Here is a 23,064-nt window from a genome sequence, read left to right as displayed (position 1 = left end):
CTCTTAAGCAGGCTGCTGATTTGGAACTTTGACTTGACCGACCGGCACGGTTGCGGGCGCTGCTGCCGGGGCAGGCGCTGCTGCTGCGGCCGGTTTAAAGAGTTCTTGAGGTGTCGTGTAGGCCTGCATCATGCCCTCACGCATCACCAGGACGCGGTCACATATGGCAAGCAAATTGGTCTTATGTGTGACGAGCACAACTGTGACTTTTTCTTCTTTCATCGTTTTGATGGCTTCAAGAAGAGCGTTTTCACCGTCGCTGTCCAAGTTAGAATTCGGCTCATCAAGGATCATGATGCGTGGCATGCCGTACATAGCGCGGGCGAGACCAACCCGTTGGCGCTGACCGCCAGAGAGTTGCTGGCCGTTGTCACCCACCTGGGTTTCATACCCGTCAGGCAGCCGCAGGATCATGTCGTGAACACCAGCCAACTGCGCCGCCTTGACCACGGCCTCAGATTCTCCACCGGTGAAGCGGGAGATATTCTCCGCGATCGTCCCGGCGAACAACCGGACTTCCTGTGGCAGATACCCAAGGTGCTGGCCAAGCTGGTCCGCATTCCAATGAGCAATGTCTGCGCCGTCAATCCGAACCGTTCCGACAGCTGCGGGCCAAACGCCTACCAGATGTCGGATCAGGCTCGATTTACCAGAACCAGACGGTCCAATAACGGCAACGGTTTCACCGGAATTGACCTGGAAGTTGAGATTCTTCAAAAACGCAGTCCGTGTCCCTGGAAGAACGGAAGACAGGTTCTCAACAGTGATAACCCCTTCCGGATCCGGCAGTTCAGTGCGCTGTTCGTCACCCGGTACGCTGTCGAAGAGACCTTTCAAGCGGGCGTGTGCCTGACGGGCAGCAACGAAGGTTTTCCATTGCGCAACGCCTTGCTCCAACGGCTGCAGTGCGCGGCCCATCATGATTGAAGCGGCGATCATGATGCCTGGCGAAATTTGTTGATGGATCGCGAGATACGCACCAAGACCGAGGATCGCCGACTGTAGGGTCATCCGGAAAAATTTCTGGAAGGTCAAAATGGCGCCGGCTTTGTCACTGGCCGCTGCTTGTGCGCCCAAAACCGTGCCGTGGCGGTCCCGCCAGCGGTCGCCCAGAGCCTTTTCCATACCCATAGACCGGATGACTTCCGCGTTTTGCAGAACGGCACCGGCAAACTGGTTTGCGTGCTGGGACGCGGTATTGGCTTCTTTCAGCGGCTTCCGGGTCGCAAATTCATTGATAAGCGCAAGCGAGAAAATGATCACACTGCCGCCCAAAGCCAAGAAACCAAGCCATGGGTGGAATAAAAAACACACCACAATAAAGACCGGTGTCCAAGGTGCGTCGAAGAACGCGAGGATACCAGTGCCGGTCAGAAACTCGCGGATCTTGTCACCGTCGGCGAGAATAAATTCTGCGCCAGCTTTGGGATTAGACAGGCGAAGTTTGACGGCCCGGCTGAACAAGGATTCCGACAAAACATCGTCAAACTGCTGGCCTGCGCGCACAAGCATCCTGGATCGGATGAACTCCAAGAAGCCGTAAATAATTAGCAAAAACAAAATGATGAGGGAGATCATCAACAATGTTGTTTCGTTGCGGCTGCCAAGCACACGGTCATAGATCTGCAGCATGTAGATCGGCGAGGCGAACAACAGCATGTTGATTGAAAAGCTGAATACGAAGGTCGTGAAAATAATGGCTCGAAACTTGCCGTACGCGGCTTGGAGCGGTGTTTTCGATACCATCTGATTTCCCATGTTTTCTTCGGTGAGGAAACGTAACATATTCGGCGCGCAATTGCCGAACTCAATTTGCCGCCGTTCTTATAAGATAAAATGTGGCAATGCAATGAACGTGCGAACTGTATTGTGCACGCAAATTCCCTTATTGAACGACATTAATTGGTTAATCTGCGTTATGAAATGAAGTCAACATTGTAGGCAAGGCCTTCATACTGAAACTGCGGCAGGTTGACTATGGTTGAATCCCGTTCTGCCGCGCTGGCCGTATAGAAATGTATCCCCGTATCTGCATTGAAGAACCGATACAGTTCCTGCGTGTTCGCAGTGCCTTGTTCAAAGCCGTAATACGCCACCCCCTCATACGCATAAACGGCGGATGTATGGATCAGGGAATCCCGCTCTGCTTCACTGGCCGTGAAAAAATGCGCACCATTTGTTGTGTTGAGAAAGCGGTAGATTTCGAGCTCGCCAGACTTGGAAGTTGGCGTGCTCGTTGCACCAAACGCAGTCCCTTCGAATGTGAAATGGGCAAGCTCGGAAACGATCTGGTTTCTTTCCGCCGCACTGGCGGTGAAAAAGTGCCCGTTGGTCTGGTGATTATAAAGCCGGTAAACAACATTGTCCTGGCTTTGATCGACGGCAATACTTGCCAGCGTCCGGACATCTTCGGTGCCTGTATTGAAGTTCAGAAACGCGATTTGTTCCACGTCAAGCAGGTAGTCCCTGCCATCGGCGGCCGACACGGTGTCATTTCCCGTAACTGAGACGGTGTAGAGACCGTTCTCCAAGGTTATAGAGTAATTGCCTGCTGATCCGTAATACCGGACCTGATCGGTACCGGCATTGCCATATATGATGTCATTTCCTGCCATCCCGGCGATAACATCATTGCCGGTCGAACCGGTTATGAGATCGCTGGAATGCGTTCCGGAGACCGTTTGGCCGTCGCCAGTGATGTGAGCGAGCGAGATGTTCACCCGGTCGGCGCAGGCTGTGTAATAGGCGGCAACGGCGGCTTCGGTGCTTGCTGCCGTACCGTAATAGTAATCCAGCGCCTGGATATCGAGAGACCGGGGCGATGACCAGTAGCCTGTTCCGAAGGTATAGGACATCAGGGAGTTATCCTGGTTGTCCAGAAGCGTGGTCAGGATGTTGAGGCCTTCGAATGTATGGTCCAATCCAAGGGCGTGGCCGATTTCATGGGCGATGATGAATTTCTCATAGTCCTGCGGACTACCGTTGACGCCAATATTGGCTGAATTGAAATAAACATCTCCAGCAAGCTCCAGCGGAGTGAAGGAAGGCGCGAACTCAGGATAGTAGGCGTATCCTTGGGTGGATGAGAGTGCCGTTCCGGAAAAGTCATAGGCACCCAAGCGCAATTGAACGCTGTCGCTGTCGGTAACCTCAACGAAATCCAGACCAGAGGCACTGTCAAAGGACTGGATGATTTCACGTGTCGCTGCCCGGAAGTTCTCGGAAATTGGCGTGAGTTCAGTCAGATTGGCCAAGCCCGAATAACCGACATAGCCGCTGTAAGACGGCAGTGTATCCATAAAGCTATAGGTGATTACGACTGGTTGCCCGGTAGCCGTAAAGGCGTTCCAGCGGGAGCCATCCTGGTTCAGCAATGCAGTGTAATCGGAAACGGTGGCCATTGGATCTCCGTGAACTTTACCAATTAGATCAATCTCCTATAGGCAGTGATTCCTGATCAAAGCGTAAAAGAATTGAGTAAAGTCAGGGTACAACTTTGCCGAAAAACCCTTGGCATAGGGTCCTGAGAATCTTGGTTAAGTGCTTGAGCCGATCTGCCGAGTTCTTTAAAGTTCCCTTGCGACGCTGCGTCATCTGCCGCCCTGCCAGTGGTATGGATTGGTGTGTTGATGGTCTGAAGCGCGCAGCCCAAATTCCGGCCGGGCTCAAAATCTTTTTATGGCTGCATTTCCGTCAAACTGGAGTGCAGTCTTATCGGCGATTTTTAAGTGGGCGATCACACGCGGAGCATACCCATGGCAACGAATTATTACTTGAATACGACCGAAGACACCATCGATGGCGATGAGCTGACGCTTTACAATTTGATTATGGATTATCGGGCGAGCCTTGGCCTCAGCACTATTCCCTTGTCGGCCGGACTGACCGCCACCGCCGGCCGCCATGTACTGGATACAGTCTACAACACGGGCGCTTATGAAGGTCATTCCTGGAGCGATGCTCCCTATGACAGCGCTGATTCCAGTACATACCCGAATATGTGGAATGCGCCGACGCGCATCGGAACCAGCTACACCGACAATGGCTACGAAATCAGCACCGGCTATAGCGGTTCTTCGGTGACGATCTTCACGATGACGCCGCAACAAGCGCTGGATAACTGGAAATCGTCAGCACCACACAACGATGTCATCACCAACCAATCGCCTTGGACACAGGATTGGCAGGCGATTGGTGTGGCCATCCATAAAGGTATTTCGCATGTGTGGTTTGGCCACTCTACGGATCCGGGCGGAACACCGACAATCGACACATCGGTGGCCGATTCCGGTTCGGAAACCTTTGTCACATTGCCGGTCGATACGCCGGACGCCGACAACAGCCCATTCCAGATTTACCGCTTCTTCAACACGCTCACTGGGTCTCATTTCTTCACGACCAGCATTGATGAGCGGAACTCGGTGATCACCAACATTCCGACCATGACCTATGAGGGTAATGCGTTTGACTCCAATGCCACGGAAGCGGGGGGCGGCGCGGCGGTTTTCCGGTTTTACAATTCCGCCAGCGGGGTTCACTTTTATACTGCGAGCGCTGATGAGGCCTCGAACATCCGCACAAACCTGCCGCAATTTGTCGATGAGGGTGTTGTCTATTACGCCAGTCTGACGGCCGACAGCGGCGGCACGGCGCTTTACCGTTTCCTGAACACGCAGAACGGCACGCATTTTTATACGACCTCGGAAACCGAACGCGACAACACCATCGCGACCCTTGGGCACTACACCTATGAAGGGGTCGCCTATTACGTCGATCTCGCTTAGCCCTTCACTGGAGCAACGAGAGCTTACCGCCAGTGCCGGGACAAGATCTTTATCGTGAATCCCGTCCCGGCCTGCCGGAAACCGCGAAATTCATTGACCTCCCCCCGGTATCATCGTATGCGATGGCCGCAAAAGTTGGCGTGCATCCACGGCCAGTCTGTCCGTGTGGTCCTTCCTAGGAGCCGCTGGCCTTTGGAGCACTTTGTCTCAACGGCAATCTGATTTTCTAATTCAGGTGAGCGACTTCACATATGAGCGGCACAGTAATTTTAGTTCATCCGCGTCGATTTGGTGATGACCGTGGCTGGTTTACCGAATGCTACAACAAACAGAAGTTTGAGCCGCTCGGAATTGACTGCGAGTTCGTTCAGGACAATCACTCGCTTTCTGTGCCGGCCGGCACGTTGCGCGGCCTGCATTTCCAGACGCCGCCGTTTGCGCAGGACAAGCTGGTGCGCTGTATCCGCGGCAAGATCTTTGATGTCGCGGTCGATATCCGTAAAGGCTCGCCGACCTATGGCGAATGGGTTGGCGTGGAACTGTCTGCCGAGAATGGCGATCAGCTGCTGGTCCCGGCGGGTTACGCTCATGGTTTTGTCACTTTGGAAGACAACACCGAAGTCACCTACAAGGTCTCCAACTACTACGCCCCGGACAATGACGCCGGTCTGATGTGGAACGATAAAGACATCGGGATTGACTGGCCGCTGGCAGAGGGGTCTGAGCCCGTTTTGAGCGGCAAGGACACCAAGCATCCGGCGCTTGCAGAGTTTGACTCGCCTTTTGCCTATGACGGCACTCCGATGAAGCTGGTCGAGATCGAGCCGTAAGCCATGACCAGAGTTCTCATCACAGGTGGGTCGGGCCAGGTCGGCAGTGCTTTGGCAGGTCTGAAGTGGCCGGACGGCACCGAGCTCGTTGTCCCTCCGCGCACAGACCTTGATCTCAGCAATGCAGATCAGATCGGTACTTACGTCCGCTCTGGCGGGTTCGATGCCATCATCAGCTCCGGTGCCTATACGGCGGTCGACAAGGCCGAAGACGATCTGCTGACCGCGTTCAAGGTGAATGGCCTTGCTCCAGCTGCCTTTGCAGAGGCCGCCAAAGAGCTTGATATTCCGCTGGTGCACATCTCGACCGATTATGTGTTCGACGGTTCCAAAACGGGACCCTATGTGGAAACCGATCCGATTGATCCGCAAGGCGTTTATGGCGCCTCCAAAGCGGCCGGCGAGCTCGCCATTCAAACATCAGGCTGCCGTCATGTGATCTTGCGCACCGCCTGGGTGTTCTCGGCAACCGGCGGCAACTTTGTCAAGACCATGATCCGCCTCGCAGATCGGCCAGAACTCAAAGTGGTTGACGATCAGACCGGCTGCCCGACGGCTGCCCTGGATATTGCCAAGGCCTGTCAGACAGTCGTTTTGCGCATGCTGGACAACAAAGCCGCACCCAGTGGGGTCTATCACTTTTGCGGTGATGAGGCCGTCACCTGGTTCGGCTTTGCCTCGGAGATCTTTGAGCTTCTAAAAGCATGCGGACTTGCAGTTCCAAATGTGCTGCCGATCCCGACGAAGGACTATCCGACCCCGGCCAGCCGTCCGGCCAATTCGGCATTGGATACAGACAAGTTAAGCCAAGATTTTGGTATCGAGCCCTGTCAATGGCGCGCCGCACTGGCCAGCACCGTTGATGTTTTGCTGGGCGAACAGGAAAAAGGCGTATCGTGATGAAGGGTATCATTCTGGCAGGCGGGTCCGGCACCCGGCTTCACCCGGCCACTCTGGCCGTCAACAAGCAGCTGATGACCATCTACGACAAGCCGATGATCTATTATCCGCTGTCGGTGCTGATGCTGGCAAAAATCCGCGAGATCCTGATCATCTCTTCACCGGAGTTCATCGACAGCTACAAGCGCCTGTTTGGCGATGGCAGCCAGCTCGGCCTGGAGATCTCTTACAAGGTTCAGCCGAGCCCGGATGGCCTTGCTCAGGCGTTCACACTGGGTGAAGAGTTCATTGGCGACGACAATGTCGCACTGATCCTCGGTGACAACATCTATTACGGTGCCGGCCTGACCAATCTTCTGGAGCGCGCGAACAGCCGCACAGAGGGCGCAACTGTCTTTGCCTACGAAGTGGACGATCCGGAGCGCTACGGCGTGGCGGAACTCGATTCAGAAGGCCGGGCGATCTCGCTGGAAGAAAAGCCGGCCAATCCGAAGTCCCGCCTCGCAGTCACTGGTCTATATTTCTACGACAACAAGGTCGTTGAGTACGCCAAGAACCTGAAGCCGTCCGCACGCGGGGAATATGAGATCACCGATCTCAACCGGATTTACATGGAAGCCGGCAATCTCTTTGTCGAGCGCATGTCCCGCGGCTACGCCTGGCTCGACACCGGCACCCATGACAGCCTTCTGGAAGCGGGTGAATTTGTCCGCACGATCCAGCACCGCCAGGGCATGAATGTCGCCTGTATCGAAGAGATCTCCTACCTCAACGGATGGCTGTCGAAGGACGAGCTTCTGAAGTTTGCCGAGATGTTCAAAAAGACCGCCTATGGCCGCTACCTGAGGAAGGTCGCGGATGACGGAACGAGCGCCCTTTGAGGCCGAGACACAAGTTGAAAGCAGTCAGGTAACAACATGACCCGTGTAATTGTCACCGGCGGTGCCGGCTTCATCGGATCGGCTTTGGTCCGCCATCTTGTCCGCAACGTTGGCGCAGATGTTCTGACCATCGACAAACTGACCTATGCCGGTAATCTGGAATCTTTGAAGGAAGTCGACAACGCGCCCAATCACCGCTTCTTAAAGGAAGACATCTGCGCCGGGCCGGAGATGATCAAGGCGGTGGCCGAGTTCCAGCCGGACTACATCATGCATCTGGCGGCCGAAAGCCATGTCGACCGCTCGATTACCGGGGCTGCTGAATTCGTTCAGACCAATGTGGTCGGCACCATGGCGATGCTGGAAGCGGCGCGCGCCTACTGGACCAGCCTGGACGGCGAGAAAAAAGACACCTTCCGCTTCCTCCATGTCTCAACCGACGAAGTCTACGGCTCGCTCGGCGATGAGGGCCTCTTCAAGGAAACCACCCCTTACGACCCGTCCTCGCCCTATTCGGCGTCAAAAGCGGCCAGCGATCACCTGGCGATTGCCTGGTACCGCACCTACGGCCTGCCGGTGGTTCTGTCCAATTGTTCCAACAACTATGGGCCGTACCACTTCCCGGAAAAGCTCATTCCGCTGATGATCCTGAATGCGCTCGACGGTCAGCCGCTGCCGATCTATGGCACGGGTATGAACGTGCGCGACTGGCTCTATGTCGATGATCACGCCAAGGCGCTTTACACCATCGTCTCCAAGGGCCGCCTCGGCGAGAAATACAATGTCGGCGGCCGCAATGAGCGGACCAACCTCGACGTCGTCAAGACAATCTGTTCGATCCTCGACCGGCACAGCCCGAAGACCGGCCCGCACGAGCGTCTGATCACCTATGTGGAAGATCGGCCGGGCCATGATGCCCGCTACGCGATTGATGCGACCAAGCTGGAAACCGAACTCGGCTGGCGCGCGGAAGAAAACTTCGACACCGGCATCGAAAAAACCATCAAGTGGTACCTGGAAAACGACTGGTGGTGGGGCCCGCTCCGCAACAAAGTCTACTCAGGTAAACGCCTCGGTCTGGTGAAGTAAGCCTGAGGTTAAAATCAACATAATCAGAGTGGCGGAAGCATCATGCTTCCGCCATTTTGCAACTCTAAAGGCGCTTGCACTTCAGTTTCATAGAACAGGCCGGTGCAACACGCTTGAGATCGGCCCTTGGATAACGTATTCCGCGCGGAACATGAGAAAAGAAAACCGTCTGAAATGAAGCAGTATGATCGCACTTCAGGAACTGGTGAATGACCTTGGCTGATCGGAGCACACCAGCGAGCAAATTTGGGCAGTATATGAACATAGCTGCACCCTTGTTCCGCCGGGATATGCTGGCCCGTTACCGTGGCTCCATCATGGGGCTGGCGTGGACGTTCTTCGTTCCGCTTTTGATGCTGGCGATCTTTACTTTCATGTTCGGCACGGTGTTTCAGATGCGATGGGCCGCCAAGGGAGCCGCGCCGGCAACAAACGGCAGCCTTGGGTTTGCGCTGACGCTGTTTATCGGGTTGATCACGCACAGCTTCATTTCCGAAGTCATCACCCGCGCGCCAAGTATCATTGTTTCCAACGCCAATATGGTGAAGCGGCTGGTGTTCCCGCTGGAGATCTTTCCGGTGATGGTCGTCTCGACCGCCCTGCTCCAGTATTTCGTTGGCCTCTTTATCTTCCTGGGATTTCAGCTGTTTGTGACCGGATCGATTTCCATTGGAACGCTTTGGCTTCCGGTGATCATTCTGCCGTTCACCATTCTGCTGTGCGGCATTTCCTGGTTGATAGCGGGTGCGTCTGTCTACTTGCGCGACATCGGCCAGTTGATGGGGTTGGCGGCGACCGTGCTGTTGTTCATGTCGCCAGTGTTTTATCCGATCTCGATGCTTCCGGACCATCTGTGGCCGATCTTCATGTTCAATCCACTGACTTTCATCATCGAGCAATCCCGCGTTGTCGTGTTCACTACAGACCCGCCGGATTGGACCGGGTTGCTGATCTATTATGTGATTGCGCTTGGGGTCGCTGGTGCTGGTTTTGCTGCGTTCCAGCGGATGAGAAGAGGATTTTCCGATGTCCTCTGATGCTCAAAACACAAACGTCATCGAAGTCTCCGGTCTGACGAAGAAATTCAGGCTGTTCAACCGCCAGATCCATCGCCTGGCTGAATTGGTGAGTTTTGGCACGCGCCAATATCATCAGCCGTTCACGGCGCTCGATCACGTGTCGTTTAATGTCGTCAAAGGCGAAGCTGTCGGCATCATCGGCAGAAACGGCTCGGGGAAATCGACACTTCTTCAGTTGATCTGCGGCACGCTCACGCCAACCGAAGGCACCGTCACAACCCATGGCCGGGTGGCTGCTCTTTTGGAACTCGGTGCCGGTTTCAATCCGGATTTCACTGGCCGGGAGAATGTCTATCTCAACGCGGCGCTTTATGGCCTGAGCAAAGCGGAGGTCGACGAGCGGTTCGACGATATCGTTGCGTTTGCTGATATCGGCCAGTTTATCGATCAGCCGGTGAAGACCTATTCGAGCGGCATGTTTGTCCGTCTCGCATTTGCTGTGATCGCCCATGTGGACGCCGACATTCTGGTGATCGACGAAGCACTTGCTGTGGGTGATGTCGCTTTCGGTCAAAAGTGTATGCGGTATTTGAGAAAATTCCGCGAAAACGGCACCATCCTCTTCGTCAGCCATGACACAGCAGCGGTGATCGGCCTGTGTGACCGGGCGATCTGGCTGGATGGCGGTGAACTCAAGGCCGAAGGCAGCGCCAAGGCGGTGTGTGAACTCTATTTCGGCGAGATGTTCCAGGATGACGTGAAACCGTCCGACGCCGAAGACGCCGATGAAGCAGGTGAAGAAGATACGGACGTCTCCGGCGGGGATGACCGCATTATTGTTCCGCCGGAAGACTGGATTGATGGCCGGCGTGAGTGGGTGAACGGAAGCAATCTGCGCAACGATCTTGAGGTCTTTGCCTTTAAAGAAAACAATGGTGGTGACTTTGGTGCAGGTGGAGCCCGCATCAAAAATGTCCGGTTCACCGATCCAGATGGCAAGCCTTACCGTTGGATTGTCGGCGGTGAGGAGACAATCCTGTCCTGCGATATCAAGGCCGAACAGGATCTGGATCAGCCCATCGTCGGTTTCTACATCAAAGACCGGCTCGGCCAGGCGCTGTTTGGTGACAACACCTACCTAACCACGGCGCAGGACGATGGTACGTCCAAGGTCAGCTTCAAGGCCGGTACGACATTTACCGCAAAGTTCCGTTTCCCGATGCCGGCGCTGCCGAAGGGCTCTTATGTGATTGCCGTTGCAGTGGCCGATGGAACGCAAGAAGAACACGTGCAGCATCATTGGATGCATGATGCGCTGATCTTCAAATCGCACTCAAGCCAGACTGTCAGTGGCCTGATGGGGATTCCTATGCTGGATATTTCTTTGGCCTCTGCCAATGGCAATCCCGGCGATTAGTCTTTAAAAGCGCATAAGATCTCAAGCTGTGCTGTGGTTTGCACGGATTTTCAGAGCGCATGGAATTTGAGCATAGAATGACAAAACCAGCCGGACCGATCTCCGAAGACAGCACAACCCTCTGGCAGGCGATTTGCGCCAGCAAACGCGGATTGGAACCGGCACTGTCGATCCCGGACCGCCTGGTGCATCCAGATTCCTGGGCCGGGCATTTGCCGTTCGCCGCCTGGATCATGGCTGTTTCCGAGCCGCGCCGGTTTGTTGAGCTTGGTGTTCACACTGGCAATTCCTACTGCACCTTCGCGCAGGCTGTTGCCAAGTATCAGCTCAACACAGAGTGTTTCGGCATTGATCATTGGTTTGGAGACGAGCAAGCCGGTCTTTATGGCGAAGATGTTTATGCGGACCTGAAATCCTGGCACGATACGCGTTTTGGCCATTTCTCCCGCCTGATGCGCATGAGTTTTGCCGATGGCCGTCAGCAGATCGAAGATGGCAGCGTTGATCTTTTGCACATCGATGGCCTTCACACCTATGAAGCAGTGCGCGAGGATTTCGAGACCTACCTGCCGAAGATGAGCGACCGCTGCATCGTGCTCTTCCACGACACCAATGTGTACCGGGAAGACTTTGGTGTTTGGCAGTACTTCCAGGAAATCAAAGCAAAGTATCCAACGTTTGAATTCATGCATTCGAACGGCCTGGGTGTCGCTTACACCGGCAGTGCTCCGATCGAAAACCTCGATCCGCTGCTGGCGCTTCTTTTCAGCAGTGCCAAGGGAGACGACACGGTCGCAACTGTGCGCGGTTACTTTTCGCTTTTGGGCGACGCGCACATGCGTGCGGTCCAACTCGGCGATAAACAACGCTGGGGCGAAGATATCTTAAATCGGCTGCACGAGGTCAATCTGGAGCTCGGTGCAGTCACTCGGGACCGGGATGCAATCTCATCTCAGCGTGATGCCTTTTTGGACGAACGCGAAAGCCTGATGCCAAAAGCCCTGAAATGGGACCGCCTCGCTGTAAACACCGGCGGTGCCGTCAGTCTTGACCTCGAAGAGATCAACGAAGCTCTGAATGTGCTTTACAACAGCGGCAATCCGCAGGCACTTCAGGATCGGGCAACGCTCAAGCGGCAGTTCGCGAGTCTTATACAAACCGGCACAATGGCTGTCGGATATGACGAACTTGCCACCCGGGCGGGCAAACGCGTCAAGGCGAAACTGTCCCGGATGTTGAAAGGCACGCCGGAGGTCGAAACGGATCCGGCCGTTGAGGCAATTCGGGCGAGCGGGTTGTTTGACGAAAACGCTTATGCGTTGACGGATCAGGCACGCGCGGCCAATCAGGATCCGCTTGAGCATTATCTCCAGACCGGCGAAGCGCAGCGCCAGGCGCCGTCCGCCGGATTTGACCCGGATTATTATGCCCGCCGCAATCCGGACGTGGACACGTCTGGTTTCGGTCTTCTGCGCCATTTCATTCTGTTCGGCCAGGCTGAAGACCGGCCCTGCGTGACGCCAGCCAAACGGATGAGCATGCCGGTTCTGGCTGATACGGACCAAGCCAGAGTTTTGCTCTTGGTGGAGCCAGATCTGACTGCCATGGAAATGTCGTTCACGTTGAACGTGATAAAGCAGTTGCAGGCGTCCAAAGACGTAATCGTCCTGCTCCAACCAGGCGACGCCCAGGCTGAGGTGTTTACCAGCCGGGATGCGGCCATCGTGGAATTTCCGGATGAAAACGACATGGAGGCGATTGACCGCAATGAAGTTCTTGCGCGCATTGTTGCCGAACTTCATCCCGAGTTTGCAATCTCTTTGTCACTCAAGAGCCGGATCAATATCCGCGGCCTAGCCGCAGCTGGTCTTGGCATCGTTCAGCTGGTTGATGAGTTTTCTTCCGCGGTTCGTCCGTTCGGCAGCGCTTACGAATTTCTGCCGTGGGCGCATAGGTTGGTCTTCCCATCCCAGACAGTGGCCGCCTCTTTCGAGGCCGAGCATACTTATCTGTCCCGCCGGCAGAAGGACATCATCGCACCCCCGGCTTATGGGGATGTCGACGGGCAAGAGCCAATCGCAGATGCGGCGCTTCGTAACCGGATCCGGCCGGAAAGAGATGCAGATGCTTTTGTTGTAGCCGGTGCTGGAGACCTGGGGCCGCAATCTGGCATCGAGACATTCCTGGCACTCGCCGTAAAAGCCGGTGCTGCGACGAAATCGGGTCGGCCGCTGAAGTTTGTTTGGCTTACCAACGACGTGCACAGCGGGGATGGAAACGCTTATTACCGCCTGATCGTTGAACAGATCCGGAGAGCCGGAATTGAGGGCCGCTTCCAGATCGTAAGTGCAAATAACGCGACTGAAACAGGCATCGGGCTGGCCGATGCTTTTGCTCTGACCGCGCCGCTCGATGCCATGTCCCGGTTTGCGGTATCTGCTGCGGGGGCCGGAAAACCGGTATTCTGCTTTGAAAACGGCAGCAGCGTTGCCGACGTTCTGGCTGTTGACGCTACTTTGAAGACCCTGGTTTCACCTTACCTGGATCTGGAACCTATGGTGGCGTCGGTTCATGCACTTGCCGATGACAAAGACGCGTATGCAGCGCGCTCCAAAGCAAGCGCGGACTTGGTGAGCAGCCACCTGGACCTTGCAGCCTATGTCGAAAATCTGATCCGCATTGGGGCACAAGCAAAACAGGATGCTGAGTTGATCGGCAATGATTATCAGCTGATCCGGTCCACAGAACCCCCTGCGTTCAACGAGAATGTGTTTGGCGGAAGCAACTCAGCCGACAAATACCCGCAGGACTTCCTGCACACTTATCTCTTGAGGTCCCGTGTTTCCCGCACCACCGGATCGAAGCTGATACCAACCGATCTACGCCGTCCGCTCGCAGGCTTCAATCCCTTGATCTATTTCGAAGACCTCATGACACCGGACAGTCCTCGGGATCCTTTGGCAGATTGGCTGGAAAACGGTAAGAAGGTTGGCCGCTGGACCCATGACGTCATCGCTTTGTCCGGCAGGAAATCCGATGCTGTTGAGATCAAGGCTCTGCTGCACGGGCATTTTTTCTATGTCGACCTAATTGATGAGTTTTTGGAAAAACTCCAGTCGAACGCCAGCACCATTGATGTGATCATCACCGTACCAGATGATCAAAGGGCCGATTACGCCATGCAGGCCCTGTCCAGGGTGGTGCTGCCAGGCACGGTCAAAGTCGAAGTGGTCCGCAACTTCGGGCGGGACATTGGTCCGTTCCTAAGCGGCCTTGACCCGGATCTGCTGCAACACTATGACGTCATTGGCCATGTGCATGGCAAAAAATCGCCACATGTGGAAGCGGTGATGGGCGACACTTGGCGCACGTTCCTTTGGGAGCATCTGATCGGCGGCCAGAATGCAGCAGCAGATGCTTGCCTCGCGGCCTTCAAAGCGGATCCGGAGCTGGGCCTTGTCTTCCCGGAAGATCCGCATCTGATCGGCTGGGATGCAAATCTTGAAGTTGCAGAAAAACTGGCGACAAAAATGGGCCGGACGACACCGCTGCCGAACGCCTTTGATTGGCCGGTTGGCACCATGTTCTGGGCCCGCCGGGAAGCCTTGAAGCCTATGTTCGATCTCGGTCTCGATTGGGCCGATTATCCGGCTGAACCTTTGCCGGAAGACGGCACGCTTCTCCATGCGCTGGAGCGGGTGATGCCGTTTGCCGCAGAACAAGCAGGCTTTGGCTATGCAACAACCCATTTGCCTGAGGTGCAGCGATGAGTGCTCATCTTGTTCTCGGTGGATGTGGATTTATTGGCCGCCATGTCGCCTTAGCACTTCACCGGCGCGGCGATACAGTGGTTCTGGCTGATGTGGTGGAACCAAACAGCGCCATAAAGGAGATGCTGCCGGTCGAATTTCGCAAAGTCGATAGCGGATCTGTCGATTGGGCTGCGTTGGTCGATGGCATTGATGTGATCCATCACTATGCGTGGACGACCGTCCCAGCTTCTGCGGATGCCAACCCGGTGGCCGATATCGATGCAAATTTGCGCGAAATGGTGTCTTTGCTGGAAGTACTCCGTGCCCGTAAGGCAGCTGGAACACCAGCACAAGTGATCTTCTCCTCATCTGGCGGCACAGTCTATGGTCCAATCACCCGGACACCCGTGGATGAAGACCATCCGTTCAATCCGACCAATGCCTATGGCGCCTCCAAGGCATCGGCTGAGATTTACCTGAGCTACTACCGCAAGTCTCACGGCATCGATTGCCGCATTGCCCGCATTTCCAATCCCTATGGCGCCGGTCAAAATCCGGCCAAGCGCCAAGGTGCGGCCAGCACGTTCATTTTTCAGGCGCTGGAAGGAACTCCGATATCCATCTGGGGGGATGGCAGTGTCGTTCGGGACTACATCCACATAGCCGATTTGACTGCTGCGCTTGTGGCGCTGACAGATGCGCCTGAAGAAGAGATTTCGGCGTTAGCCAAGCCAGTATTCAACATCGGCAGCGGCGCGGGAGTATCCCTGAATGAGATCCTGGATGTTTTGCGCAACGAGCTGGATCTCAATCCGGCCGTCACCTATCAGGACGGCCGCAGCTTCGATATCCCGGTCAGTGTTCTGGACATCTCCAAGGCACAGGCTGTTTTGAAATGGCAGCCTAGCCTCACTTTCTCCCAAGGGTATGCGCGCATGCTGTCTGACTTGTGCCAGTCCTCCACCTTGTTTTCAACTCTGCTGGACCCAGCCGATCAATGACGAATTCCACTTCCGCCACTCCTTTGGTCTCGGTTGTCATGCCGGTCTATAACCATGCGCGTTATGTGGCGGATGCTCTGTTGTCGATTGCCAAACAGGATTGGCGTCCTCTTGAAATCATCGTCATTGATGATGGCTCCAAGGACGACAGCCTGGAAGTCCTGAAACGCACGGTCGCGGAGCTGCCGCAGGAAGACGGCCTGACCATCCATGTCAGCGGCCGTGAGAATAAAGGCGCTCACAACACCATCAATGAGGGTCTTGAAAAGGCCACTGGCGAATACCTAGCGATCCTCAATTCAGACGACTATTTCCTGCCTGGACGAATCCGCCGCTGCGTGGAGACTGCGATGGCGCGCAAGGCGCGTTTCGTCTGCACCTATGTCGATCCAATTGACGATGATGGCAACCCGTTGCCGGCCGATCACCGCTGGCGGCATTGGTACTCGGATTTGAAGATGCAAGAGCTCGATCTCGCGCCGAACATCTCGTCCCTGCTCCTGCGCTACAATATCGGTGTTTCGACCGGTAATTTCCTGTTTCACCGCTCCCTGATTGAGGAGATAGGCACATTCGAAGACTACCGCTATGCGCATGATCTTGATTTCATGCTGCGGGCGAGTGCACTGGAAGAGCCGGTTCTGATCCGCGACAAACTTTATGCCTATCGGGTCCACGCCACCAACACGATTGGCGAGAGCGACGACCGCATCACCGATGAAGTTGCCGGGATTGTCGCGAAATACCTTAAAAACGCGGCAGAAAATCCTCCAGTGAATCCGATTGCTCCAGCCATAGACCGCGATTGTTATTCGCTCGCCAGCACGCCATGGCCGCCGCATCTGGAAAAGGCAACGGCGAGCCTGATGTACGACAAGGACATTGTTGAAGCGCAGAAGGCCAATGCGGACAAGAGTTTATCTACGCCAGCGCTGGCGCTGTCTCCCGAAGGGGATAAGAAGCAATCCGCAGTCACCTTGATCAGTCATGAACTCAGCCGCACCGGCGCGCCCGTACTTCTGCGTGACGTAGCCTCGGCGCTTCATGGCATGGGTGTTGCGACCCGGGTGATCAGCCTAGGCGCGGGGCCTTTGGTCGATGATTACACCAAGATGCACAGCCCTGTTGTCACCGAAGGCCGGGTATCGCGTCTTTTGGGCCGGGCAGGCAATTTTCTGACCCGCCTTGCCGGCGATCCCCGGATCCCCGGCTTCATGAAGCCGCTGTTCTCATTTGCCGCGAAAGGATCTGCCGGTGTCGGCTCCCGGCTGCGTCTCTGGCACTACCGGTCCAAGACCTTGGGCAAGGGACCGCTTTTGATCAATTCCTTCGCCAGCTGGCCTTTGGCGCTGCCGCTTTTGGAAAAATGGTCCGGACCGGCCTTCTGGTACATCCACGAGACCTATGAACCGTCCCTCGTTATGCGCTCCGGCAAGATGCTGGCGCGATTGGAAGCCCGGGCTAAGGCCGGCAATCTCACCTTCCTGTTCGGCTCCGATGCGACCCGGCAGAAATGGGCTGAGGAAGGTTATGATGGCGAGGTCTTTTATTGGAGCGGCTTTGACAAATCCTGCGGCCGTCCCGCGGGATCTGAAGAGGTCAGGGCGGCCGGCGGCAAGCCGGTGATCCTGTCGGTTCAGTCGACCGGCCCGCGCAAAGGCACGCGCAGTCTGATCGAAGCCTTTGCCCTCGGCCGCGCAAAAGGCTGGATCCCGATGGAGGCGGAGCTGCATATCATCGGCGCCCATCCGCCGGCGATGAACGCGCTCAGCCGTGATCTTCTGGTCCGCATCCTGAAGGACGATCTGCGCGGGTCTGTTCAGCTGATCCCGAACCTGTCACCGGATGAGTTGGCCGCCCATTATGCATCTGCGTCTGTTTATGTGCAGTCCTCGACCATGGAATGCCTACCGCTGGCGCTGTTGAACGCCATGGCATTCGGCATGCCGATCGTATCCACCGATGCGGACGGCTGCCGGGAAGCCATTCTGGACGGTAAGACCGGCCGCCTCGTACCGCCGCGCCAGCCGGAACTCCTGGCCGAGGCCTTGGGACAGCTTCTGACCGATCCGGCTCTTGCCAGCGACTATGGCCGTTCTGCTCGCACGCTGTTTGAAGAAAAATTTGCGTTGGAAGTCACGGCATCGAAACTGATGCAACGGCTGACGAACTCTGCCGGTTAACGGCCAAGTTCTCTGATGGAAACGATCAAAAAACTCTCCCGGCGAACGGTCTATGAAAACAGATGGATGAAGGTCCATGAGGACCAGGTTCAGTTTCCCGATGGTTCCAACGGCATCTATGGGATTGTCGATAAAGAAGATTTTGCGCTGATCATTCCGCGTCACGCAGACGGCAGTTTTCAACTCGTGCAGCAGTACCGGTATCCGGTTGGCGCGCGGTATTGGGAGTTTCCGCAAGGATCCTGGGAAACGAAACCGGGAACGAACCCGGAAAAGGTCGCTCTAGGAGAGCTTGAAGAAGAAACCGGCTATCGGGCTAAGTCCCTGACCAAACTTGGCAACCTGTTTGAAGCCTATGGTTATTCAAACCAAGGTATGCATGTCTTTTTGGCGACTGAGCTTGAGGTTGGCCAGGTGAACCGGGACCCAGGCGAGCAAGGCATGCTCACCGCCGCCTTCAGCCGGGAAGAGATCACCAGAATGATCCAGTCTGGCGAGATCAAGGACGCTGCAACCGTCGCGGCGCTTGGGTTGCTTGCGATGTCGGAGCAGGAATAGCGGAACCGGTTTTCGGCTAGGCCGACGGGACACACTCGACCGCGGTTAGCTCAATACTAAGCCTGTTTCTTCTCAAGCTTTTCGTTGGTCAGTGTCGGCACGATTTCCGACAGATGGGCAATGCTGAGCGGAACGTTCCCGGATGCCGTTGAAGTTTGCAGGTCCGTGACGAGATGGCCAATCCGTTCCAGTTCCATCAGGTTCGCGGTGGCCACGATCACTCCGTCGGCGCCTGAGGGCAGGTTTTCCTCATCGCTTTCAAACAGTTCTTCGAACATTTTCTCGCCGGGGCGCAACCCGGTGAAAGACAGTTCGATGTCTTTTTCCGGCCGGAGGCCAGCAAGCGAAATCAGGATCTTGGCAAGGTCCGTGATTTTCACCGGCTCGCCCATGTCCAAAACATAAATCCGTCCGCGCTGATTGGAATTGTCGACACTGAAGGCGGCCGCTTGCAAAACCAGTTCGGAAGCCTCCGGAATGGTCATGAAATAACGGCGCATATCCGGGTGCGTAATGGTCACCGGGCCGCCGGCCTCAATCTGCTGGCGGAACAGCGGGATCACAGAGCCATTGGACCCCAATACATTGCCGAACCGTACGGTGATGAACCGGGTATCCGTGCCCGAAACATCGAGCGCCTGGCAGTAAGCTTCGGCCGCCCGTTTGGTCGCGCCCATGATGGAAGTAGGTTTGACCGCCTTGTCGCTGGAAATCAGCACAAACCCTTCCGCCCCAGCGGCAACGGCCGCATCCGCCACATTGCGGGTGCCGATGAGGTTCGTTTGAATGGCTTCGAGCGGATTGTCTTCAACCAGCGGAACGTGTTTGAGCGCGGCCGCATGAAAGATGATCGCCGGTTGCTCGAACTGAACCACCTCATGGATTCGGGCCCGATCGCGGACATCGGCGATCACGGCACGGCGGTGCAATCCCGGTGCCCGCCGCTCAACTTCCTGGTCGATCTTATAAAGCGCAAACTCGGAGTTTTCGATAAGCACCAGACGGGACGGATTATATTTCAGGATCTGGCGTACGACTTCCGATCCGATGCTGCCGCCCGCTCCGGTTACCAAAATAGTGCGGCCATTGATGAGGTCACTCATCCGGCTGGTATCGAGTTTGACCGGCGGACGGCCGAGAAGGTCGTCAATCGTGAGTTCGGAGAAATCCGGTTCGCTCAAGTCCAAAGGCCGGGGCGTCGCCCGTTTCACCGGGATGCCCAATTCGGCCGCGGATTGAGTGAGCGATTTCGTAAAATCCGCAGGCGGCCGGGGTGTGACCGACAAAATGGCTTCAACAGCTGCACCGGACCGTTCCAGCCTTTTTGCCAGGTCTGCGAGTTCGTTAACATTGCCGAGGATCGGGATCCCGCGGATGCTGTGCCCGCTCTTGGACGCATTCGGGCACACCAATGCATGCACCTTGTAAAGGCCGGATCGTTCCAAGTGGTGCGTTCGAATGGCCTGTTCGGCGTCGCGCACTTGGCCAGCCAGCAGCACGTGTTTGATGCCTTCCGCCGGTTTTCCTATGCCGCCAAGCCGCCCCAGACCTCCGTCCTTATGGGCCCGGTAGGCCAGGCGCGGGGCGCCGATCAAGACCACCATGATGAACCAGGTGATCACCGGAACGGATCTCGGCAAAGCTTCCAGCCGGGTCACCAAAAACAGGCAGAGGACAAAAACGACAATGCTGGCCAGTGACGCGATGACAATCGCGCGCAAATCCGCCAGGGACGCGAACCGCCAGAGGCCGCGGCCAAGGCCCATGAACTTGAAGACAATCGCGGAGATAACAATGAAAATGGCGATCCAGGCCGCGATCGTTTGGGACGGCGGCAGATAGTCAATTCCATAGCGGGCGACGATCGCCATGAACAATGCCAAGCCGGACATGAAAGCGTCATGAATGATTGCGATCAGTCTTTTGTTCAGAAACTTCATACCGCCTGCGCGCGATTGACTGGTGAATGGATATGCGTCGGCTAACACCATACGGCAAAGAATGCAATTTGCCTTGGTGTAATCGGCTTATTTTGCTAATCAAGAGTGGCTTTCCGGTTGGCCGGATTATTAGGCGCGATCGGGCCGCAGGCCCTGATACTATTTTGAAACCGGATATATGAATTTCGACAGATATTTAGTCCAAAACAGTGTTGCCGCGTTAATCATGGCGACCCCGTTCTTGATGGTCTTGTCACGGAATATTGCCTCGCCTGTATTTGTTGCAGTCACAGTGTTGCTGGTTGCTTGTGCCTGGAAAGACAAAGGTTGGGACATACTTTGGCGAACATTGGTCAGAATTGCCGCGAGCAAGGCAGCCGTGATCTGTCTTTTGCTGGTCCTATGTATGGCTGCGAGCATTCTTTGGACCACGTCGGTTCAAAGGGGCATTGATTCAACGCTCCATTTATCTGGAAACTTGCTGCTGTTTGCACTTTCATTGTCGGCATTTGCGGTCCTGGAACCATCCCGCCGTCTCAATAGAGTGGTTTTGCCCGCTATCTTGATTGCGACAGCAGTTTTTGTTGTGTCAGAAATCTATTTCCAGGCGCCTATCAGAGGTCTTTTGGGCGGAGCCAGCGAAGCCTTCCGGATGAACCGGGCCGCGGTTGCAATCGTGTTATTCTTGCCGTTGGCGCTAGTTTGCCTGAAATCCGGCCAGGCCGCTGTGATGCGCGCTGCTTCGGTTTTGGTGGTCGGAGTTGCTGCCTTTTCCTCTGAAAGTGAATCCGCGCAGCTGGCGTTTATGGTGACGCTGGTCTCGTTTCCGGTCTTCTTGCTGTTGAGCCGCAATGGCACGTGGGTTCTGGGCAGCCTGGTCCTTGCAAGCTTCGTTTTCATGCCGCTTATGGTGCCGCATGTGATGTCCTTGGTTCCAGATGCCATCGAACAACATCTGCCGTATGGGTCTGTCGGTATCCGGGCCGATATTTGGACAGCCCACGCGAGTTTGTTGCACAACGCTCCCATTTTAGGGCACGGCGTCGACGCCAGTTTGATGGCGGCAGAGGATTACAAACACTCAGACATACCCGAGCTCTTTCTCCGCTGGGGCCATCCGCATAATTTTGCGATGCAGGTCTGGTACGAGCTTGGCGCGCTTGGTGTGGCGCTCATCGCAGCGCTGACCTTCCTGTTTTTCCGCGGCTTAAAAACGGTTCCAGTCAGAGTGTTGCCGGCGTTGCTCAGCACCGTGACCGCGGTTTGGACTGTGGCGGTGGTCAGTCATGGCGCTTGGCAAGCCTGGTGGTGGTGCCTGCTCGGTCTGTTGAGTCTGCTTTGGCTGATTGAGCTAAAAAGCAGGCAGGAAACCGTAGAGCCTTAAGGCAAAAGCTGATAGTCAGCAGCTGGTTTTGAGATTGAACGCCGTGCCTGAAACCTTCGGTAAAGTGCAAACGGCTGGAAAGGCAGTGGTTTGAAACTTGTCCTCACTGGGGCGTCCGGATTTGTCGGGCGTCAGCTTATTAAGCGGTTGACGGAAGCTGGTCACCAGGTGCTGGCCATCGGCCGTAAGGCTCCGGCCCGTGGTTCTGAAAACACAAAGGTGCAGTGGGCCACTTATGAGGATCTTCCAGCTAGTGCCGGTGGTTATGATCGGGTTTTGCACTTGGCGGCGGTGAACACGACTTCGGATGAGAGCAGAGAAACCTTTTTCAAGGTCAATGCGGAGCTGCCGGTGAAACTGGCTGAAGAGGCCAAGGCGGCGGGTGTTCCCCTGTTTGTCAATTTTTCCAGCTTTCATGGGCTGGAAGGGGGACCGGATACGGCCTACGCGGCGAGCAAACGGGCCGGGGCCGAGGCGCTGGCGGCTCGAGACGGGATCAAGGTCTGCAATCTTTATCTGCCAGCCGTTTATGGAGATGCCTATGCCGGCAAGCTGGCGGTTTTAAACCGGGTGCCTGCGTTTTTAGGGCCGCTTTTTTTCAAAGTTCTGTCCGCTTTGGCGCCGACCGTTCACATCGGCCGGATTGCGGATTTTGTCGCACAGGACGTGCAGAACCTGCCAGTTGACGAGCCGGTCTTGCTGGCCGATGACCAGGATAAGAACGGCCTTTACCGCTTTGGCCGCAAGCTGATCGATGTTGGCTTTGCGCTTGCGGTGATCCTGGTTTTCTGGTGGCTGCTGTTGATTGTCTGGGTGCTGGTTAAAACCGGGTCGGACGGTCCCGGGATCTTTGCGCAAGAGCGGGTCGGCAAGGGCGGAAAGGTCTTCACGTGTTACAAATTCCGCACCATGGGCAAGGACACGCGCCAGGCCGGAACCCACGAGATTTCCGAAAGCGCGGTGACGCCGATCGGCGCATTTTTGCGCAAAACCAAGATCGATGAACTGCCCCAGGTTTGGAACATCTTGAAAGGCGAACTCAGCCTGGTTGGCCCGCGTCCGTGCCTGCCAGTTCAGGAAGAGCTGGTGGAGGAGCGCAAAAAACGCGGTGTTCTGGATGTTCTTCCGGGGATCACCGGCTTTGCACAGATCCAGGGCATCGACATGAGCCATCCGGTGCGCCTGGCCCGCAAGGATGCCGAATACATCGCCCGCCGCGGGCTGCTGTTTGATCTGAAAATCATCCTGGGTACCTTCATCGGCAAAGGCCAGGGCGACCGGACCGCAAAGTAAGCAGGGCGGCGGAGTGGTCGAGAGAGCCTGCTG

The 23,064-nt window shown here is 55.8% G+C and carries 16 protein-coding genes; 13 read left to right on the top strand and 3 right to left on the bottom strand.

Translation table 11 applies throughout. From position 1 onward, the window contains the following. Window positions 1–3: 3 nt before the first annotated feature. Window positions 4–1,746 (bottom strand): type I secretion system permease/ATPase, encoded by a 1,743-nt coding sequence (locus ACOOFE_RS25870; protein ID WP_420412683.1) that lies wholly within the window; start codon window positions 1,744–1,746, stop codon window positions 4–6. Window positions 1,747–1,916: 170 nt separating this feature from the next. Continuing rightward, window positions 1,917–3,401 carry a matrixin family metalloprotease gene (locus ACOOFE_RS25865; protein WP_420412682.1) on the bottom strand — a complete coding sequence of 495 codons (1,485 nt, stop codon included), beginning with the start codon at window positions 3,399–3,401 and terminating at the stop codon, window positions 1,917–1,919. A gap of 354 nt (window positions 3,402–3,755) precedes the next feature. Here ACOOFE_RS25865 and ACOOFE_RS25860 point away from each other — a divergent pair, with 354 nt between their 5' ends. The 11 genes from ACOOFE_RS25860 to ACOOFE_RS25810 all read left to right on the top strand — a co-directional run bounded on the left by ACOOFE_RS25860 (window position 3,756) and on the right by ACOOFE_RS25810 (window position 18,414). Beyond that, window positions 3,756–4,784 (top strand): hypothetical protein, encoded by a 1,029-nt coding sequence (locus tag ACOOFE_RS25860; RefSeq protein ID WP_420412681.1) that lies wholly within the window; start codon window positions 3,756–3,758, stop codon window positions 4,782–4,784. 251 nt (window positions 4,785–5,035) lie between these two features. Next, the gene (gene rfbC, locus ACOOFE_RS25855) at window positions 5,036–5,614 is read left to right on the top strand and encodes a dTDP-4-dehydrorhamnose 3,5-epimerase (RefSeq protein WP_420412680.1); all 579 of its coding nucleotides are present in this window, start codon (window positions 5,036–5,038) and stop codon (window positions 5,612–5,614) included. 3 nt (window positions 5,615–5,617) lie between these two features. Next, window positions 5,618–6,514: a dTDP-4-dehydrorhamnose reductase gene (rfbD, locus tag ACOOFE_RS25850; RefSeq protein ID WP_420412679.1), complete on the top strand. Its 897-nt coding sequence runs from the start codon at window positions 5,618–5,620 to the stop codon at window positions 6,512–6,514. After that, window positions 6,514–7,395 carry a glucose-1-phosphate thymidylyltransferase RfbA gene (gene rfbA, locus ACOOFE_RS25845; RefSeq protein WP_420412678.1) on the top strand — a complete coding sequence of 294 codons (882 nt, stop codon included), beginning with the start codon at window positions 6,514–6,516 and terminating at the stop codon, window positions 7,393–7,395. The genes rfbD and rfbA overlap by 1 nt, the downstream gene beginning before the upstream one ends. A 36-nt stretch (window positions 7,396–7,431) precedes the next feature. Continuing rightward, window positions 7,432–8,484: a dTDP-glucose 4,6-dehydratase gene (gene rfbB, locus ACOOFE_RS25840; RefSeq protein ID WP_420412677.1), complete on the top strand. Its 1,053-nt coding sequence runs from the start codon at window positions 7,432–7,434 to the stop codon at window positions 8,482–8,484. A 209-nt stretch (window positions 8,485–8,693) separates the two neighbouring features. Next, complete coding sequence (locus tag ACOOFE_RS25835; RefSeq protein ID WP_420412676.1) at window positions 8,694–9,521, top strand: ABC transporter permease; 828 nt, start codon at window positions 8,694–8,696, stop codon at window positions 9,519–9,521. Then, window positions 9,511–10,920, top strand: coding sequence for an ABC transporter ATP-binding protein (locus ACOOFE_RS25830; RefSeq protein WP_420412675.1), 1,410 nt, complete (start codon window positions 9,511–9,513; stop codon window positions 10,918–10,920). The genes ACOOFE_RS25835 and ACOOFE_RS25830 overlap by 11 nt, the downstream gene beginning before the upstream one ends. A 77-nt stretch (window positions 10,921–10,997) precedes the next feature. Beyond that, window positions 10,998–14,690, top strand: a complete 3,693-nt coding sequence (locus ACOOFE_RS25825) for a rhamnan synthesis F family protein (RefSeq protein WP_420412674.1) — start codon at window positions 10,998–11,000, stop codon at window positions 14,688–14,690. After that, entirely contained in the window at window positions 14,687–15,673 is a 987-nt protein-coding gene (locus ACOOFE_RS25820) for an NAD-dependent epimerase/dehydratase family protein (RefSeq protein ID WP_420412673.1), read from the top strand. The genes ACOOFE_RS25825 and ACOOFE_RS25820 overlap by 4 nt, the downstream gene beginning before the upstream one ends. Further along, window positions 15,670–17,856 (top strand): glycosyltransferase, encoded by a 2,187-nt coding sequence (locus tag ACOOFE_RS25815; protein WP_420412672.1) that lies wholly within the window; start codon window positions 15,670–15,672, stop codon window positions 17,854–17,856. Before ACOOFE_RS25820 ends, ACOOFE_RS25815 begins: the two co-directional genes overlap by 4 nt. A gap of 15 nt (window positions 17,857–17,871) precedes the next feature. Then, entirely contained in the window at window positions 17,872–18,414 is a 543-nt protein-coding gene (locus ACOOFE_RS25810; protein ID WP_420412671.1) for an NUDIX domain-containing protein, read from the top strand. Window positions 18,415–18,470: 56 nt separating this feature from the next. Here ACOOFE_RS25810 and ACOOFE_RS25805 read toward each other — a convergent pair whose 3' ends face one another. After that, entirely contained in the window at window positions 18,471–20,354 is a 1,884-nt protein-coding gene (locus tag ACOOFE_RS25805) for a polysaccharide biosynthesis protein (RefSeq protein ID WP_420412670.1), read from the bottom strand. Window positions 20,355–20,580: 226 nt separating this feature from the next. On the opposite strand from ACOOFE_RS25805, the gene ACOOFE_RS25800 reads away from it, so the two are divergent. Further along, complete coding sequence (locus ACOOFE_RS25800) at window positions 20,581–21,738, top strand: O-antigen ligase family protein (protein WP_420412669.1); 1,158 nt, start codon at window positions 20,581–20,583, stop codon at window positions 21,736–21,738. A gap of 90 nt (window positions 21,739–21,828) precedes the next feature. Beyond that, window positions 21,829–23,031 (top strand): sugar transferase, encoded by a 1,203-nt coding sequence (locus ACOOFE_RS25795; protein WP_420412668.1) that lies wholly within the window; start codon window positions 21,829–21,831, stop codon window positions 23,029–23,031. Window positions 23,032–23,064 lie beyond the last annotated feature (33 nt).

The sequence above is a fragment of the Roseibium sp. genome (assembly GCF_965216085.1).
Classification (GTDB): Bacteria; Pseudomonadota; Alphaproteobacteria; order Rhizobiales; family Stappiaceae; genus Roseibium.
Note: the sequence above shows the minus strand (reverse complement) of the source record. Positions and strands in the feature narration are given on the sequence as shown.

Bases quoted from the DNA above. Each gene is read 5' to 3' on its own strand.
- ACOOFE_RS25870 (WP_420412683.1), bottom strand. From the start codon at position 1,746: ATGGTATCGAAAACACCGCTCCAAGCCGCGTACGGCAAGTTTCGAGCC.
- ACOOFE_RS25865 (WP_420412682.1), bottom strand. From the start codon at position 3,401: ATGGCCACCGTTTCCGATTACACTGCATTGCTGAACCAGGATGGCTCC.
- ACOOFE_RS25860 (WP_420412681.1), top strand. From the start codon at position 3,756: ATGGCAACGAATTATTACTTGAATACGACCGAAGACACCATCGATGGC.
- rfbC (WP_420412680.1), top strand. From the start codon at position 5,036: ATGAGCGGCACAGTAATTTTAGTTCATCCGCGTCGATTTGGTGATGAC.
- rfbD (WP_420412679.1), top strand. From the start codon at position 5,618: ATGACCAGAGTTCTCATCACAGGTGGGTCGGGCCAGGTCGGCAGTGCT.
- rfbA (WP_420412678.1), top strand. From the start codon at position 6,514: ATGAAGGGTATCATTCTGGCAGGCGGGTCCGGCACCCGGCTTCACCCG.
- rfbB (WP_420412677.1), top strand. From the start codon at position 7,432: ATGACCCGTGTAATTGTCACCGGCGGTGCCGGCTTCATCGGATCGGCT.
- ACOOFE_RS25835 (WP_420412676.1), top strand. From the start codon at position 8,694: ATGACCTTGGCTGATCGGAGCACACCAGCGAGCAAATTTGGGCAGTAT.
- ACOOFE_RS25830 (WP_420412675.1), top strand. From the start codon at position 9,511: ATGTCCTCTGATGCTCAAAACACAAACGTCATCGAAGTCTCCGGTCTG.
- ACOOFE_RS25825 (WP_420412674.1), top strand. From the start codon at position 10,998: ATGACAAAACCAGCCGGACCGATCTCCGAAGACAGCACAACCCTCTGG.
- ACOOFE_RS25820 (WP_420412673.1), top strand. From the start codon at position 14,687: ATGAGTGCTCATCTTGTTCTCGGTGGATGTGGATTTATTGGCCGCCAT.
- ACOOFE_RS25815 (WP_420412672.1), top strand. From the start codon at position 15,670: ATGACGAATTCCACTTCCGCCACTCCTTTGGTCTCGGTTGTCATGCCG.
- ACOOFE_RS25810 (WP_420412671.1), top strand. From the start codon at position 17,872: ATGGAAACGATCAAAAAACTCTCCCGGCGAACGGTCTATGAAAACAGA.
- ACOOFE_RS25805 (WP_420412670.1), bottom strand. From the start codon at position 20,354: ATGAAGTTTCTGAACAAAAGACTGATCGCAATCATTCATGACGCTTTC.
- ACOOFE_RS25800 (WP_420412669.1), top strand. From the start codon at position 20,581: ATGGCGACCCCGTTCTTGATGGTCTTGTCACGGAATATTGCCTCGCCT.